The sequence below is a fragment of the Microbacterium sp. KR10-403 genome (assembly GCF_040196215.1).
In the GTDB taxonomy this organism is placed as follows: Bacteria; Actinomycetota; Actinomycetes; order Actinomycetales; family Microbacteriaceae; genus Microbacterium.
The window spans coordinates 55,934-71,029 of the sequence record NZ_JBEGDC010000003.1; the positions used below are offsets into that span (position 1 = coordinate 55,934).

The 15,096-nt window shown below is 68.7% G+C and carries 15 protein-coding genes; 5 read left to right on the forward strand and 10 right to left on the reverse strand.

Features of this window, described 5'->3' with window-relative positions:
- Window positions 1-129 precede the first annotated feature (129 nt).
- The 4 genes from ctaE to qcrB are packed head-to-tail and all read left to right on the forward strand — an operon-like array spanning window position 130 to window position 4,527.
- Window positions 130-768 (forward strand): aa3-type cytochrome oxidase subunit III, encoded by a 639-nt coding sequence (gene ctaE / locus ABMQ42_RS07000; RefSeq protein WP_275279518.1) that lies wholly within the window; start codon window positions 130-132, stop codon window positions 766-768.
- A gap of 20 nt (window positions 769-788) precedes the next feature.
- Complete coding sequence (gene qcrC, locus ABMQ42_RS07005) at window positions 789-1,595, forward strand: cytochrome bc1 complex diheme cytochrome c subunit (protein WP_349722161.1); 807 nt, start codon at window positions 789-791, stop codon at window positions 1,593-1,595.
- A 32-nt stretch (window positions 1,596-1,627) separates the two neighbouring features.
- Window positions 1,628-2,707: a cytochrome bc1 complex Rieske iron-sulfur subunit gene (gene qcrA, locus ABMQ42_RS07010; protein WP_349722162.1), complete on the forward strand. Its 1,080-nt coding sequence runs from the start codon at window positions 1,628-1,630 to the stop codon at window positions 2,705-2,707.
- Complete coding sequence (qcrB, locus tag ABMQ42_RS07015) at window positions 2,704-4,527, forward strand: cytochrome bc1 complex cytochrome b subunit (RefSeq protein ID WP_349722163.1); 1,824 nt, start codon at window positions 2,704-2,706, stop codon at window positions 4,525-4,527. The genes qcrA and qcrB overlap by 4 nt, the downstream gene beginning before the upstream one ends.
- Before the next feature lie 62 nt (window positions 4,528-4,589).
- Here qcrB and ABMQ42_RS07020 read toward each other — a convergent pair whose 3' ends face one another.
- The 6 genes from ABMQ42_RS07020 to ABMQ42_RS07045 all read right to left on the reverse strand — a co-directional run bounded on the left by ABMQ42_RS07020 (window position 4,590) and on the right by ABMQ42_RS07045 (window position 10,476).
- Window positions 4,590-5,063, reverse strand: coding sequence for a GNAT family N-acetyltransferase (locus ABMQ42_RS07020; protein ID WP_349722164.1), 474 nt, complete (start codon window positions 5,061-5,063; stop codon window positions 4,590-4,592).
- A gap of 404 nt (window positions 5,064-5,467) precedes the next feature.
- On the reverse strand, window positions 5,468-5,902 hold the full coding sequence (locus tag ABMQ42_RS07025; protein WP_349722166.1) for a cytochrome c oxidase subunit 4: 435 nt from the start codon (window positions 5,900-5,902) through the stop codon (window positions 5,468-5,470).
- Window positions 5,903-7,627 (reverse strand): aa3-type cytochrome oxidase subunit I, encoded by a 1,725-nt coding sequence (ctaD, locus tag ABMQ42_RS07030; protein ID WP_349722167.1) that lies wholly within the window; start codon window positions 7,625-7,627, stop codon window positions 5,903-5,905.
- Window position 7,628: 1 nt separating this feature from the next.
- A complete protein-coding gene (ctaC, locus tag ABMQ42_RS07035) occupies window positions 7,629-8,525 on the reverse strand; it encodes an aa3-type cytochrome oxidase subunit II (RefSeq protein WP_349722168.1) in 897 nt (298 codons plus the stop codon).
- A 111-nt stretch (window positions 8,526-8,636) separates the two neighbouring features.
- Entirely contained in the window at window positions 8,637-9,002 is a 366-nt protein-coding gene (erpA, locus tag ABMQ42_RS07040; protein WP_349722169.1) for an iron-sulfur cluster insertion protein ErpA, read from the reverse strand.
- 79 nt (window positions 9,003-9,081) lie between these two features.
- The gene (locus tag ABMQ42_RS07045) at window positions 9,082-10,476 is read right to left on the reverse strand and encodes a dipeptidase (protein ID WP_349722170.1); all 1,395 of its coding nucleotides are present in this window, start codon (window positions 10,474-10,476) and stop codon (window positions 9,082-9,084) included.
- Window positions 10,477-10,522: 46 nt separating this feature from the next.
- Here ABMQ42_RS07045 and ABMQ42_RS07050 point away from each other — a divergent pair, with 46 nt between their 5' ends.
- Complete coding sequence (locus ABMQ42_RS07050) at window positions 10,523-11,089, forward strand: DUF3043 domain-containing protein (protein WP_349722171.1); 567 nt, start codon at window positions 10,523-10,525, stop codon at window positions 11,087-11,089.
- On the opposite strand, the gene ABMQ42_RS07055 is transcribed toward ABMQ42_RS07050, so the two are convergent.
- Genes ABMQ42_RS07055 through ABMQ42_RS07070 form a run of 4 tightly spaced genes read right to left on the reverse strand, consistent with a single transcriptional unit; the run spans window position 11,061 to window position 15,044 of the window.
- Window positions 11,061-12,098, reverse strand: coding sequence for a quinone-dependent dihydroorotate dehydrogenase (locus ABMQ42_RS07055; protein WP_349722172.1), 1,038 nt, complete (start codon window positions 12,096-12,098; stop codon window positions 11,061-11,063). The genes ABMQ42_RS07050 and ABMQ42_RS07055 overlap by 29 nt on opposite strands.
- A 15-nt stretch (window positions 12,099-12,113) precedes the next feature.
- Window positions 12,114-12,569, reverse strand: a complete 456-nt coding sequence (nrdR, locus tag ABMQ42_RS07060; protein WP_349722173.1) for a transcriptional regulator NrdR — start codon at window positions 12,567-12,569, stop codon at window positions 12,114-12,116.
- An 11-nt stretch (window positions 12,570-12,580) separates the two neighbouring features.
- Window positions 12,581-13,882 carry a histidinol dehydrogenase gene (hisD, locus tag ABMQ42_RS07065; protein WP_349722174.1) on the reverse strand — a complete coding sequence of 434 codons (1,302 nt, stop codon included), beginning with the start codon at window positions 13,880-13,882 and terminating at the stop codon, window positions 12,581-12,583.
- Window positions 13,883-13,931: 49 nt separating this feature from the next.
- On the reverse strand, window positions 13,932-15,044 hold the full coding sequence (locus tag ABMQ42_RS07070) for a hypothetical protein (RefSeq protein ID WP_349722175.1): 1,113 nt from the start codon (window positions 15,042-15,044) through the stop codon (window positions 13,932-13,934).
- Between the last annotated feature and the right edge of the window lie 52 nt (window positions 15,045-15,096).

Sequence of the window (15,096 nt, forward strand, 5' to 3'; positions counted from 1 at the left end):
CAGCGCGGATCCAGCCGTTCCGCGGCGGATTCGCATCGATCCGGCGGTCACTTCTTAGGTTGCCCTAACCCGCGATCCGGGTGCTTTCGGGCATGCCGATGCGAGAATCCCGCCGCAGAATCGGCCATAATGGTCTGCGTGACGACCCCAGCGACTTTCAATCAGGCTTTGCGCACAGTGAAGCGACCTGACCCGGTCGCCGTCGGCACGATCGTCTGGCTCGGCAGCGAGGTGATGTTCTTCGCGGGTCTCTTCGCGATCTACTTCACGCTGCGCAGTACTTCCCCCGACCTGTGGGCGGAGATGACGCAGCACCTGAACGTGCCGTATGCCGCCGTGAACACGATCATCCTCGTGCTCTCGTCGGTGACATGTCAGATGGGCGTGTTCGCGGCGGAGCGGTTCCAGCCCTATTCCGTGAAGAAGCGCGGGCCCCTGGGCTGGGGCATGGTGGAGTGGTTCTTCCTGACCTTCGCGATGGGCGCGATCTTCGTGTCCGGACAGGTGTGGGAGTACGCCCAGCTCGTCGCCGAGGGCATGCCGATCCACGCGAACGCCTATGCCTCCGCGTTCTACCTCACGACCGGCTTCCACGCCCTGCACGTGACCGGCGGCCTCATCGCCTTCCTCCTGGTGATCGGACGCGCCTACGCCGTGAAGAACTTCGGGCGCAAGGAGATGACGACCTCCATCGTCGTGTCGTACTACTGGCACTTCGTCGACGTCGTCTGGATCGCCCTGTTCCTCGTCATCTACTTCCTGAAATAAGAAGCGAAGGCCGCATCGAAATGGCACGTGAGAAGAAGCGTCGCGCCTCCGGGCGCCGCAGTCCCCTGGCAGCAGTCGCCCTCATCGGGATCGGTCTGCTGGCGACCGGCGGCATCTACGCCGGCGCCTCGGCGGCCGTCGCCGCCACCAACGACACGTCGACGTCCGCCTCGACGGCGCTGACCGTCGACGACGGCAAGAAGCTGTTCCAGGCCAACTGCGCCACCTGTCACGGCATGGACCTGCAGGGCTCCGACGACGGACCGTCGCTGGTGGGCGTCGGCGAGCTCGCCGTCGAGTTCCAGGTGTCGACCGGACGCATGCCGCTGGCCATGCAGGGCCCGCAGGCGCCGGAGAAGCCGGCCCAGTTCACCGAGGACCAGATCAAGGCGCTCGCCGCCTATGTCCAGTCGGTGGCCCCCGGCCCGACCTACCCCTCCGCGGAGACGCTCGACGGAAAGGGCGACGTCGCCAACGGCGCGGAGATCTTCCGCACCAACTGCGCGATGTGCCACAACGTCGCCGGCGCGGGCGGCGCCCTCACCCAGGGCAAGTTCGCTCCGTCGCTGGAGTCGACGAGCGCACTCCACATGTACGCCGCGATGGTGACGGGACCGCAGAACATGCCCGTGTTCAGCAACCTGAACCTGAACCTCGACGAGAAGCGCGACATCATCTCGTACCTGCTCTACCTGCAGGACCACGAGTCGGTCGGCGGCTTCGGCCTCGGTTCGCTCGGCCCCGTCGCGGAGGGCCTCTTCATCTGGATCTTCGGCATCGGCACCCTCATCGGTGTGACGGTGTGGATCACCGCGAAGTCCAACTGATCGTTCACGCAATTCCACGCACGAGGAGCACCATGGCACACGAGGAAGACCCGCTCGAGCACGAGAGGGCTTCGTGGAAGCCCTCCCCCGGGCTCGCCGTCGCGGTCCCCGATCCGGTGCAGAACAGCGAGCTGCCGCCGCACCGCGAGCGGGTCACCGACAAGGATCCCGCCGCCATGAAGCGCGCGGTCCGCACGGTCTACACGCTGTTCTACCTGTCGGTCGCCGCGAGCATCTGGGCGGTCGCCGCCTACATGATCTTCCCGATCGAAGACGGCCAGATCACGAGCATCCGGCACAACAACCTGTTCATCGGGATCGGCATCGCCCTGGCGCTGCTTGCGATCGGCATCGGCGCGATCCACTGGTCCAAGGCGATCATGTCCGACAAGGAGTTCGTCGAGCCGCGTCACGCCACGCGTGGTCGTGACACGACCCGTGAGGCCGCCATCAAGGCGTTCGCCGATGCCAACGAGGAGTCCGGCTTCGGCCGCCGCGCGATGGTCCGCAACTCGCTGATCGCGGCGGTCGTGGCATCCATCGCCCCCGGCGTGGTGCTCTTCCGCGGCCTCGCTCCGCAGAGCAGCCCCTCGAACCCGTACGCCGGCGACCCCGTGCACCTGCTCAGCCAGACGATGTGGAAGAAGGGCATGCGCCTGGCGCACGACCCCAGCGGCGTGCCCATCAAGGCATCCGACGTCACCCTCGGCTCGGCGTTCCACGTCATCCCCGAAGCGCTGGCCGATGTCAGCCACGCGGAGGGCTACCTCGACGAGAAGGCCAAGGCCATCGTGCTGCTCATGCGCCTGCCGGTCGACCAGCTGCACCCCGAGCCCGGCCATGAGGACTGGGGCTTCGACGGCATCGTCGCCTACTCCAAGGTCTGCACGCACGTCGGCTGCCCGGTTGCTCTGTACGAGCAGCAGACGCATCACCTGCTGTGCCCGTGCCACCAGTCGCAGTTCGATGTGTCGCATGGCGCACGCGTCATCTTCGGCCCGGCTGCGCGTGCACTGCCGCAGCTGCCCATCGAAGTCGACGACGAAGGCTACATCGTCGCCAAGAGCGACTTCCACGAACCCGTCGGCCCGAGCTTCTGGGAGCGTCATTGAGTACTGCAACCGCCACCTCACGTTTCCAAGAGGAGACGAAGGAAAAGCCGCTCGGCGGGCGATTCGTCGGCTGGGCCTCGAACTACATCGATGAGCGGACGAGCCTCTCCGGCTTCGTCAAAGAGCTCGGCCGCAAGATCTTCCCCGACCACTGGTCGTTCATGCTGGGCGAGATCGCACTGTGGAGCTTCGTCGTCATCCTGCTCTCGGGCACGTTCCTGACATTCTTCTTCCAGGCCTCCATGGTCGAGACCCACTACGCGGGCTCGTTCATCCCGATGCGCGGCGTCGAGATGTCCGCCGCGCTCGACTCGACGCTCCGGCTGTCGTTCGACATCCGCGGCGGCCTGCTCGTCCGGCAGATCCACCACTGGGCCGCGCTCGTGTTCGTCGCCGGCATCGGCGTGCACATGCTGCGCATCTTCTTCACGGGCGCCTTCCGCAAGCCGCGCGAGCTGAACTGGGTGATCGGCTTCATCCTCTTCATCCTGGCGATGGCCGAGGGCTTCACCGGATACTCCCTGCCTGACGACCTGCTCTCCGGCAACGGTCTGCGCATCATCGACGGCATGGTCAAGGGCATCCCGCTCGTGGGCACCTGGATCTCGTTCCTGCTCTTCGGGGGCGAGTTCCCCGGCAACCAGATCGTGGGGCGTCTGTACACCCTGCACATCCTGCTGCTGCCGGCGATCCTCGTCGCGCTGCTGGTGCTCCACCTGATGCTGATGGTCATCAACAAGCACACGCAGTTCGCCGGCCCGGGCCGCAAGAACAGCAACGTCGTGGGCTACCCGATGATGCCGGTCTACATGTCGAAGATGGGCGGCTTCTTCTTCATCGTCTTCGGTGTGATCGTCCTGATCGCCTCACTGTTCACGATCAACCCGATCTGGAACTACGGCCCGTACGACCCGTCCCCCGTCTCGGCCGGCACCCAGCCCGACTGGTACATCGGCTTCGCGGACGGCGCACTGCGTCTCGTGCCGCCGCACCTGGAGTTCGTGTGGCTCGATCGCACCTGGTCGTTCAACATCATCCTGCCGCTGCTGGTGCTGGGTCTGTTCATCGTCCTGGTGCTCATCTACCCGTTCATCGAGGCGTGGGTCACGGGCGACAAGCGTGAACACCACATCGCGCAGCGTCCCCGCCACGCGGCCACCCGGACGGCCATCGGCGTCGCCGGCGTGATCTTCTACGCGGTGCTGTGGGCCGCGGCGTCGTCCGACCTCATCGCCACGCACTTCTCGCTGACGATGGAAGGCGTGATCCACACGCTCCAGGCGCTTCTGATCCTCGGGCCGATCATCGGGTACTTCGTCACCAAGCGGATCGCGATCGCGCTGCAGAAGAAGGACCGCGAGATCGTCCTGCACGGCTACGAGTCCGGCCGGATCGTGCGTCTCCCCGGTGGCGAGTTCACCGAGGTGCACCGCACCGTCGACCAGTACGACCGCTTCAAGCTGGTCGACTACGAGACGTACGAGCCGCTCGTGGTGCGTCCGAACGCGAAGGGCAAGATCGGCTTCTGGCAGAACACCCGCTCGGCACTGTCGCGCTGGTTCTTCGAGGACCGTCTCACCCCCGTCACGCAGACGGAGCTCGACGCGGCCGTGGCGCACCAGCACCACACGCTGGAAGAGGTCAACGCGACCACGTCCGCCGAGATCCAGGGCGCGCACGCCCGTGCCGGCCACCCCGAGTCGCCGCTGCGGCCGCAGGAGCCCGACGCGAAGACGGGTGAGATCCCGACCACTCCGACGTCGGTCCTCAGCGACGACGAAGAGAACAAGCACCACAGGGAGAAGGACCGCGACCAGTAGGCTGCACCGCCTCAATCCCTGGGCCCCGCCCGCACACTGTGCGGCGGGGCCCTTCTCGTCGGTCACAGAGCCGCAGCGAACAGGACGCCCTCTCCCCCGTCGAAGGGCACGCCGCGGAACCCGGGCGCCCGCGCGATCTCCCGGAAGCCCCACCGGCGGTGGGCGGCGATGGATGCCGCATTCCGCACGTTCGTGAAGTAGTAGGCGTGATCCGCGCCCGACCGCCGAATCAGTTCGAGGCGGGCGGCGACCAGGGCCGCGCCCACTCCCCTGCCCCGCTGCGCCGTGCGCACGCGCACGCCCATCAGGTACTCGCCCGCCGGGGCGGCGTCGGCCACGTCGTCGTAGCGACGCGTCGCCGCCCAGCCGACCGGCTCGCCGTCGCTCTCCGCGATGCAGAGACGCTCGTGCGCGGCATCCACCGCCCCGGTCGCCCAGGTGCGGAAGCGCTCGTGCGTGGCGCCGTCGCCGTGTGCCTGCACCTCGAGGATCGCATCGATATCGGATGGGCGGGCGATGCGTACGGAGAGCGACATGGCGTCCAGCGTACCGTCGTACCGTCCGCCTGACTTGGCCCGCCCGGCCCGCCACGACGGCCGCGGAGAGGACAGCTGCAGCCCGAGAGAACGGGGAATCCCCGCACCTTCGGCCTGCAGCTGTTCTCTCGCTTGGCCGATGTGGGCGGTCCCGCGCGCGGCGACGCGACCGCGCACGGCTGATCGGCGGTGCGTCGTCGAGGCCAGCCCGCGCGCGGTGAGAGTGCACCTGGTGGACGAGAGGTAGGGAAACAACCGCTTCCTCGTCCACCAGATGCACTCTCAGCGATGGGGGGCGGTACGCGGGGCTCGGGGCGAGCGAAGCCCGGACGCACGCTCGCACTCCACGAACGAAAAGGGCCCCGGCCCGGGAAACCCGGTGCCAGGGCCCTGTGAAGGGGTGCTCAGCGAGCGAAGTGCCCGCGGTAGTACTCGAAGACCCAGCCGACGATCGCGACCGCGAAGATGCCCAGCCCGATCGGCAGCATCCACGTTCCGACGGCGAGTCCGATCATGGCGAACGCCGCAGACAGCGCCAGCACGAGCGGCCACCACGACCAGGGCGAGAACTCGCCCATCTCGGGGTCGCCGTCGTCGATGTCGGCCGTGAGGACGTCAGCGGGCAGCTCGCCGCCCTGTGCGCGGTGCACGCGGCCGATGTAGAACGCGATCAGCGCGGACATGAGCCCGACGAAGAGCAGAGCGATCGTGCCCACCCACTCCACACCGTGGTTCCACGGCAGGTCGGGGTGCGGAAGCGCCGACCACACCGTGTAGACGGCGGACATCAGCACGAAGAACGCGCAGATCACCCACCAGACGACGACATTGGTACGCATCTACTTCGCCTCTCCGCTCACGACAGCCACAGAATGGACGCCTTCGGGCGCCGCCTCGGGGTGGTTCAGGTCGAACGCGGGGCGCTCGCTGCGGATGCGCGGGATCGACGTGAAGTTGTGCCGCGGCGGCGGGCAGCTGGTGGCCCACTCGAGCGACGCACCGTAGCCCCACGGGTCGTTCACGGTCACCTTCGGAGCGTTCCGGGCGGTGATCCACACGTTCAGGATGAACGGGATCATCGACGAGCCCAGCAGCATCGCACCGATCGTGGACACCTGGTTCATCCAGGTCCAGCCGTCGGACGGCGCATAGTCGGCGTAGCGTCGCGGCATACCGTCGACGCCGGCCCAGTGCTGCACGAGGAACGTCATGTGGAATCCGATGAACAGCATCCAGAAGTGCACCATGCCCAGACGCTCGTTCAGCATCTTTCCGGTCCACTTCGGCCACCAGAAGTAGAAGCCCGAGAACATCGCGAACACGACCGTGCCGAACACCACGTAGTGGAAGTGCGCCACGACGAAGTACGAGTCGGACAGGAAGAAGTCCAGCGGCGGAGAGGCGAGGATGACGCCGGTGAGACCGCCGAAGATGAACGAGGCGAGGAAGCCGATCGCGAAGACCATCGGCGTCTCGAACGTGATCGAGCCGCGCCACATGGTGCCGATCCAGTTGAAGATCTTCACACCCGTGGGGACCGCGATGAGCATCGTCATCAGCGAGAAGAACGGCAGCAGGACCGCACCCGTCACGTACATGTGGTGCGCCCAGACCGATGCCGACAGCGCGGCGATCGAGATGGTGGCGTACACGAGCGTCTTGTAGCCGAAGATCGGCTTGCGGCTGAAGACCGGGAAGACCTCGCTCACGATGCCGAAGAACGGCAGCGCGATGATGTAGACCTCGGGGTGGCCGAAGAACCAGAACAGGTGCTGCCACAGCAGCACGCCACCGTTCGCGGCGTCGTAGATGTGCGCACCGAGGATGCGGTCGGCCGCACCCGCGAGGATCGCCGCGGCCAGCACCGGGAAGACCATCAGGATCAGGATGCTGGTGATCAGCGTGTTCCACGAGAAGATCGGCATGCGCCACATCGTCATGCCCGGTGCGCGCATCGTGATGACCGTCGTGACGAAGTTGACGGCGCCGAGGATGGTGCCGAAACCGCTCATGCCCAGGCCCAGGAACCACAGGTTGCCACCCGCGCCGGGTGAGAACGTCGCATTCGCCAGCGGCTGGTAGGCGAACCAGCCGAACGCCGCCGCACCCTGCGGGGTCAGGAACCCGGCCACCGCGATGAGCGAACCGAACAGGAACAGCCAGAACGCGAACGCGTTCAACCGCGGGAACGCGACATCGGGCGCACCCAGCTGCAGCGGCAGGATCGCGTTCGCGAAACCCGCGAACAGCGGCGTCGCGAACATCAGCAGCATGATCGTGCCGTGCATCGTGAACAGCTGGTTGAACTGATCCTTGGTGGCGACGATCTGGATGCCGGGCTCGAACAGCTCGGCGCGGATGATCAGGGCCATCACGCCGCCGAGCATGAAGAACATCACCGACGAGATCAGGTACATGTACCCGATGATCTTGTGGTCGGTGGAGGTGATCCACCGGACGACGATGTTGCCCTTGGACTCGACGCGCGTCGAGGACATCAGCGCCGCCTGGCGGGGCGGCAGCGTGGTGCGGCCGCTTTCCTGCAACGGGAGCGTTGTCGCCATCTCAGTTCTCTCCCTCGTTCTGCGCGCCCGTGCCCGGCTCATTGCCGAGACGGTCGTACGCGTCCGTGATGTCTCCGGTGTTGCCCTCGGCACGCAGCTCGTCGAGGTGCTGCTGGTACTCGTCGGCGCTGACCACCTTCACGCGGAAGAGCATGGCCGAGTGGTACTCGCCGCACAGCTCCGCGCACTTGCCCTGATAGGTGCCCTCACGGGTCGGCGTGAAGGACCACGAGTTGTCCCGGCCGATGTAGAGGTCCTTCTTGTACAGGAAGTCGATGATCCAGAACGAGTGCGCGACGTCGCGCGACTCGAGGTCGATGCGCACGCTCTCGTTCACGGGCAGGTACAGGGTGGGCAGGGCGTCCTGGTCGACGTTGCCGCTCTTGTCGGGCTGGGCCTGCGTGCCCATCGACCAGACGGCGTCGGAGTTGTCGGAGGCCTCGCCGTTGTACTGGAAGTCCCACGACCACTGCTTGCCGATGGCCGTCACCGACACGTCGGGGTTCTGGTCCTGCGTCTCGAGGATCGTCTGGTCACGCGCGGTGAACGAGAACATGCCCGCCACGAGGATCAGCGGCACGACCGTGTAGAAGATCTCGATCGGCATGTTGTAGCGCAGCTGGACCGGCAGCCCCGTCTGACCCTTGCGACGACGGTAGGCGATCATCGCCCACAGCATGAGGCCCCAGGTGATGAGGCCGACGATCAGGAGAACGACCCAGGAGTTGGTCCACAGCGCCGCCACCATCTCGGTGTGGTTGGTCGCCGGCGGTGCGTCGGCATCCTCGAAACCGGGTAGGAACCCGTGGAGCTGGGTCGAAGTGCAACCCGCCAGCAGAACGGCCGCAGCGGTCCCGAGCGGGAGGGCGAGCCAGCGGAGGCGACGTTTCGAGGGCACAGTGCACCTTTCCGGATCAACGAACTGACAGAGGCCAGTCTAGAGCAACCTCCCACCTGATTCTGGCCATTCGTCCAGGTGGAGGCTCCGCGCCGACGGCGCGATCAGAGCTCAGTGGAAGCTGTCGCCGCAGGCGCAGCTGCCCGACGCGTTGGGGTTGTCGATGGTGAAACCCTGCTGCGCGATGGTGTCCTGGTAGTCGATCGTGGCGCCGTCCAGGTACGGGATGCTCATCTCGTCGACGATGACCTCCACGCCGTCGAAGTCCACGGTGTGGTCGCCGTCGAGGAACCGCTCGTCGAAGTAGAGCTGGTAGATGAGACCCGAGCATCCCCCGGGCTGCACGGCCACGCGGAGACGCAGGTCATCGCGACCTTCCTGAGCGAGCAGGCTCTGGACCTTCTGCGCGGCGGCGTCGGTCAGCAGCACTCCGTGCTCGCGGACGGGCTGATCGGTCGTCAGTGCGGTGTCGGTCATGGCATTCCTCCGTGAGTGGCGGGTGGATGCCACGAGTCTACGCCCGAGGCGAACGCCGGGGCCGCCCGTTCAGGCGTGTTCAGACGGTGCGCGCGTCGAGTCGTTCGAGCAGCAGCGCCTCCGCCGTCAGGGCGTTGTGGAAAGTGCCCAGGTGAAGCGACTCATTCGGGCTGTGCGCCCGCGCGTGCGGGTCCTCGACCCCGGTCACGAGAATCTGCGCCTCCGGGAACTCGCGCACGAGATCAGCGATGAACGGGATCGATCCGCCCACCCCCAGATCGACCGGCGTGACGTCATAGCCGCCCTCCAGCGCCGCCCGCGCCTCCTCCACGGCCCAGCCGGAGCCGTCGACGAGGAAGCCGTCGCCGAAGTCGACGTCGGAGAACGTCAGCTCGGCCCCGAACGGCGCGTGCGCGCGCAGATGCGCGGCGATGGCCTCGTAGGCGTCCTGCGCGCGCTGTCCGGGCGCCACGCGGGCGCTCACGACCACCTTCACCTCAGGGCTGAGCGTGTTCGACGCGTTCACGACGCTCGGGGCGTCGATGCCGGTCACCGTGATCGACGGCTTGTTCCAGATCCGGCTGAGGATGCTGTCGCGCCCGATCGGGGCGACCCCGTCGGGAAGGCCGGCCTCGTCGCGCAGCGTCTCCTCGGTGTACGCGGGGGTCGGGGCATCCCGCACCGTCATCCCCTCGACCGCGACGGCGCCGTCATCGTCCCACAGCGTCGCGAGCAGCTTCACCGTCGCCATCATCGCGTCGGGCACGGCTCCCCCGAACATGCCGGAGTGCGAGGCGTGCTCGAGCGTGCGCACGGTGAGCGTGAACCGCGCGTTGCCGCGCAGCGAGACCGTGAGGGCCGGCGTGCGGGCGTCCCAGTTGCCCGAATCGGCCACGACGATGACGTCGGCCCGCAGCGCGTCGGCATTGTCGGAGAGGAACTGCGCGAAGGAGCGCGAGCCGGCCTCCTCCTCGCCCTCGATGAACAGCGCCACCCCGAGGTCGAGGTCGTCGCCCAGCGCCGCCCGCAGCGCCCGCAGGGCCCCGATGTGCACCATGACGCCGGCCTTGTCGTCGGCGGCGCCGCGCCCGTACAGCCGCCCGTCGCGCACGGTCGGCTCGAACGGCGTCGACTCCCACAGGGACTCGTCGCCGACCGGCTGCACGTCGTGGTGCGCGTACAGCAGGATCGTCGGCCTGCCCCTGCGGGCCGCGCGCGTGGCCAGCACGGCCGGCATGCCGCGCTCGGGTCCGCCGTCGATCGCGGCGTCACGGATCTCGACGCGGTCGAACAGCCCGGTGCCCTCCGCCAGAGCCTTGACCGCCTCGGCGCTGCGCTGCACCTGAGCGCGGTCGAAGCCGGGGAAAGCCACCGACGGGATGCGCACGAGCGCCCCCAGATCGGCGAGTGCCGCGGGCACCGCATCGGCGGCGGCGGCGTGGACGGCTTCGTGTCGAGGCGTCTGTGAGGTCATGCGGGTAATCTTAAGGGCACCCCATCCCCGATCCCGAGGTTCATCCGTGTCCAAGAAGACAGCCGCCGACGAGAACGACGTCACCGATTCCACGCCTGCGAGCGGCAAGGGACGTCCCACTCCGTCGCGCGCCGAGCAGGAGGCCGCCCGCAAGCGGCCCCTCGTCCCGGACACCAAGGAGGCCCGTCAGCGCCAGAAGGCCGATCTGGCCGCGCAGCGTGAGAAGGCGCGCGTCGGCATGGCCGCCGGCGACGACAAGTATCTGCCCGCCCGCGACAAGGGGCCGCAGCGACGCTTCGTGCGCGACTACATCGACGCCGGCTGGCACGTCGGCGAGCTCGTGATGCCGCTGATGATCCTCGTGATCGTCATCATGATGGTCAACCTCGTGATGCTGCAGGTCTACGCGATGATCGTGCTGTGGGCCTACGTCGTCCTCGTGATCATCGACATGGTCATGACGTCGATCCGGGTGAAGAAGGCGGCGGACAAGAGGTTCGGCGGCCGGCGCGAGAAGGGCCTCGGCTGGTACGGCGCGATGCGCACCATCCAGATGCGGTGGATGCGGCTGCCCAAGCCCCAGGTCAAGCGCGGGCAGTACCCGACGAAGTGAGCCCGCGGTTGATCTGCCGCGCCCACAGCGGACCGCGGTAGAGGAACGCCGTATACCCCTGGACGAGGTCGGCTCCGGCATCCCGTCGCTCCTGCACGTCGGCCGCCGTCTCGATGCCGCCGACGGCGATCACGGTGAACGTGCCGGGCACGACCTGTCGCACCTGACGCAGGACGTCGAGCGCGCGCTGCTTCAGCGGGGCGCCCGACAGGCCGCCCTCCCCCGCCGCGGCGACGATCGCGGGATCGGTGGTCAGCCCGTCCCGCGAGATCGTCGTGTTGGTGACGATGATGCCCGACAGGCCCAGCTCGACCGCCATCGTCGCGATCGCGGCGATCTCGTCGTCGGGCAGGTCGGGGGCGATCTTCACCAGCAGCGGGGTCGAGCCCGCGGCATCCTGCACCGCCCGCAGCAGCGGGCGCAGCGTCTCGACCGCCTGCAGACCGCGCAGGCCGGGGGTGTTCGGCGACGACACGTTCACCGCGAGGTAGTCGGCCAACGGCGACAGCAGGGTCGCGCTGCGCACGTAGTCGGCGGTCGCATCGGCCACGTCGACGACCCGGCTCTTGCCGATGTTCACACCGATGACGCCGTGCCGCCCGCCGCGGCGCAGACGCCGCAGGCGTGCCGCCGCCGCCTCGGCGCCGCGGTTGTTGAAGCCCATGCGGTTGACGACGGCCCGGTCGGGGATGAGCCGGAACAGTCGCGGCTTCGGGTTGCCGTCCTGCGGGATGGCGGTGACTGTGCCGACCTCGACATGGCCGAAGCCGAGCGCGGTCAGTCCCCGCACGCCGAGCACATTCTTGTCGAATCCGGCGGCGACGCCGAAGGGCGAGTCGAACTCCAGCCCGAGGGCACGCGTGCGCAGCGACGGGTCGGGCTTCGCGATCGCGCGCGTCACCCAGGAGAACGGACGCACGCCGAGCACACGGATGACGAGCATGGCACTGTGATGGGCGAACTCCGGGTCCATGCGCGACAGGACCGTGCGGAACAGGAACGGGTACATCGGGCTCCGGTGTTCTCAGGCGCGGCCGTGGTCGGCGCGCAGCTGGGCGATGGACGCCTCGAAGTCCTCGAGGGAGTCGAAGGCCTGATAGACGCTCGCGAAGCGGAGGTAGGCGACCTCGTCGAGCTCACGCAGCGGGCCCAGGATCGCCAGACCGATGTCGTTCGTCTCCAGCTGCGAGGCCCCCGTGCCGCGCAGCGCCTCTTCGACCTGCTGGGCGAGCATCGCCAGATCGTCCTCGGTGACCGGGCGCCCCTGGCACGCCTTGCGCACACCCGCCGCGACCTTCTCGCGACTGAACGGCTCGGCGACGCCGGAGCGCTTGATGACCGTGAGACTCGCGGTCTCGACCGTCGAGAAACGGCGCCCGCACTCCGGACACTGCCGACGGCGACGGATGCTGAGACCGTCGTCGCTCGTGCGGGAATCGATGACGCGGGAATCGGGGTGGCGGCAGAAGGGGCAATGCATCAGCCGACAGACTACCCCGCGAACCTGGCCGTGACCGCCTCGCCGTGCGCGGGCAGCGCCTCGGCGTCGGCGAGGGCCACGATGTGGTCGGCGACCTCGCGCAGCGCCTCGCGGTCGTAGGCGATGACCTGCTGCGGTCGCAGGAAGGTCGCGGCCGACAGGCCCGCCGCATAGCGCGCCTGGCCTCCGGTGGGCAGCACGTGGTTGCTGCCGGCGAGGTAGTCTCCCAGGCTCACCGGCGAGTATGCGCCGACGAACAGCGCACCCGCGTTCACGAACCGATCGGGGTGCGGGTCTGCCAGGTGCAGCTCGAGGTGCTCGGGCGCATAGGCGTTGCTGAAGGCCGTGGCGGCGGCCAGGTCGTCGACCAGCACGATCGCCGACTGCTCCCCCGTCAGCGCCACGCGGGCGCGGGCGCCGTTGCGCGTGGCGTCGACACGGGCGCCCACCTCGGTGCGCACGCGCTGGGCGAGGTCTGCGCTGTCGGTGACGAGCACCGCCGAGGCCTGCTCGTCGTGCTCGGCCTGGCTGATGAGGTCGACCGCGACCAGTGCCGCATCGGCGCTGTCGTCGGCCACGATGAGGATCTCGGTGGCACCCGCTTCGGCATCGGTGCCGACGAGCCCCGCCACCGCCCGCTTGGCGGCGGCGACGAAGTTGTTGCCCGGACCGCTCACCACGTCGACCGGATCGAGATCGAGGCTCGCGACGCCGTGCGCGAGGGCGCCGATCGCGCCGGCGCCACCCATCGCGTACACCTCCGTCACGCCCAGCAGCCGCGCCGCAGCGAGGATGTCGGGGTGCACGCGGCCGCCGAACTCCGCCTGCGGCGGCGACGCCAGCGCCACATCGCCGACGCCCGCGACCTGGGCGGGGACGACGTTCATCACGACGCTCGACGGGTACACGGCCTTGCCGCCGGGCACGTAGACACCGGCGCGGCGCACCGGCTGCCAGCGCTGCTCGACCCGACCGCCGTCACTCAGCAGCGTCGTACGCGGTTCGGGGACCTGCGCGGCCGAGGCCTCCCGCACGCGGCGGATCGCCTCCTCGAGCGCCGCGCGCACACGCGGGTCGAGACCGGCCAGCGCCTCGTCGAGGTGCGCGGCCGGGACGCGGATCGCGTGCCCGGACACGTGGTCGAACTCCTCGGCCTGCGCGCGGAGCGCGTCTTCGCCGCGCACGGCCACGTCGTGCACGATGCGCGCGGCGGTCTCGAGCGCGTCGGCGCGGGCCGCCTGCGCGCGCGGAACGGTGGCGAGAAGCTCGGCCGGAGTGAACGTCCGGCCCCTCAGATCGATGGTGCGCAGCATCCCTCCAGGCTATCCGGTGGGATGCTGCGCACTCGTCGTTCTTACGGCCTCAGCCGCGGGTGACCCCCGACACATCGTGCAGGTAGCCGATACGGCCGTCCTCGTGACGGATCACGAACGCCGATCCCCGGTCTTCGATCACGAGCGCCCACGCGGTCGGACCGATGCGGAACAGCGGCGTGTCGTAGTCGTCAACGACGTCGCGCTCTTCGGGAGCGAGCGCCCAGAACGCCTGCTGCGCGGGCTGGGGTGCGGCCTCGGCGGACTGGGGTTCGGCGACAGGCTCGGGTGCCGTCTCCTGAGGCCCGGCCACGGGTTGCTCGGCGTCGGCGGGCGCGTACTGCTCGGGCGCCGCGTACGCCTCGGGCGCCGCGTACGCCTCGGGGGCAGCGTACGCCTCCGCGGGCGCGGGCTGGTAGGCCGGAGCGACCGGCCGCGGGCGCACCGTCACCGGACGCGCGGCACGAGCGCTGCGGTGGGCGACGATCTCTGCGCGGTGCGCGAAGTCCTCGGACAGGCCCGGGATGACCGGCGCGAACACGGTGAGGACGACACCGGCCAGCATGAGCACGAACTCGACCCAGATGACCCAGCTCGTGACCCACGGGCCGCCGGCGATCGTCACCGCGATCTGCGCCCAGATCCGGCCGAGCCACAGCAGGGCGGCGACCGAGAAGGCGACCGAGGCGAACTGGTCGATGCCCAGAGAGCCGACGCGCCGGATGCCGGACGGCGACAGGCGGCGCAACACGATCAGGAAGACCGCGACGGTCGGGACGCCGATCGTGAGGATCCAGTCGATCCCGCTGGTCCACACCGAACTGAATCCGAACGACGACGTGGAGAAGAACGACACCACGAACGCCACGAGCCACACGCCCGCCAGAATCACCTCGCGCAGCGAGAAGGGCCCGATGCCGTACTGGACGGCCGCGGCGGGAGCCGACGCGACGACGTCCGGCGCGGCCCCGTCCGGCGCGGCCTCGTCCGTCTCGGCCACGGCCTCGTCGGCGGGTGCGGGCTCGGTCGTCTCGGCGCCCTCATCGGCAGACGCCTCCGCAGCGGGAATCGCCGCCTCGACCTGCACCTCGTCGGCGGGCGCGGTGTCTTCCGGCACCCCCGCGGCCTCGGCCGTCGGCTCGTCCTGCTTTTCCTCGGTCACCTGTGCTCCCTTCCGATCCGCGCCACCGGGCGCGTGTCGTCCGATACTACCC

Excerpts from the sequence above, each read along its gene's own strand:
- ctaE (WP_275279518.1), top strand. The coding sequence starts at position 130 with ATGGTCTGCGTGACGACCCCAGCGACTTTCAATCAGGCTTTGCGCACA.
- qcrC (WP_349722161.1), top strand. The coding sequence starts at position 789 with ATGGCACGTGAGAAGAAGCGTCGCGCCTCCGGGCGCCGCAGTCCCCTG.
- qcrA (WP_349722162.1), top strand. The coding sequence starts at position 1,628 with ATGGCACACGAGGAAGACCCGCTCGAGCACGAGAGGGCTTCGTGGAAG.
- ABMQ42_RS07020 (WP_349722164.1), bottom strand. The coding sequence starts at position 5,063 with ATGTCGCTCTCCGTACGCATCGCCCGCCCATCCGATATCGATGCGATC.
- ABMQ42_RS07025 (WP_349722166.1), bottom strand. The coding sequence starts at position 5,902 with ATGCGTACCAATGTCGTCGTCTGGTGGGTGATCTGCGCGTTCTTCGTG.
- ctaD (WP_349722167.1), bottom strand. The coding sequence starts at position 7,627 with ATGGCGACAACGCTCCCGTTGCAGGAAAGCGGCCGCACCACGCTGCCG.
- erpA (WP_349722169.1), bottom strand. The coding sequence starts at position 9,002 with ATGACCGACACCGCACTGACGACCGATCAGCCCGTCCGCGAGCACGGA.
- ABMQ42_RS07045 (WP_349722170.1), bottom strand. The coding sequence starts at position 10,476 with ATGACCTCACAGACGCCTCGACACGAAGCCGTCCACGCCGCCGCCGCC.
- ABMQ42_RS07055 (WP_349722172.1), bottom strand. The coding sequence starts at position 12,098 with ATGTACCCGTTCCTGTTCCGCACGGTCCTGTCGCGCATGGACCCGGAG.
- nrdR (WP_349722173.1), bottom strand. The coding sequence starts at position 12,569 with ATGCATTGCCCCTTCTGCCGCCACCCCGATTCCCGCGTCATCGATTCC.
- hisD (WP_349722174.1), bottom strand. The coding sequence starts at position 13,882 with ATGCTGCGCACCATCGATCTGAGGGGCCGGACGTTCACTCCGGCCGAG.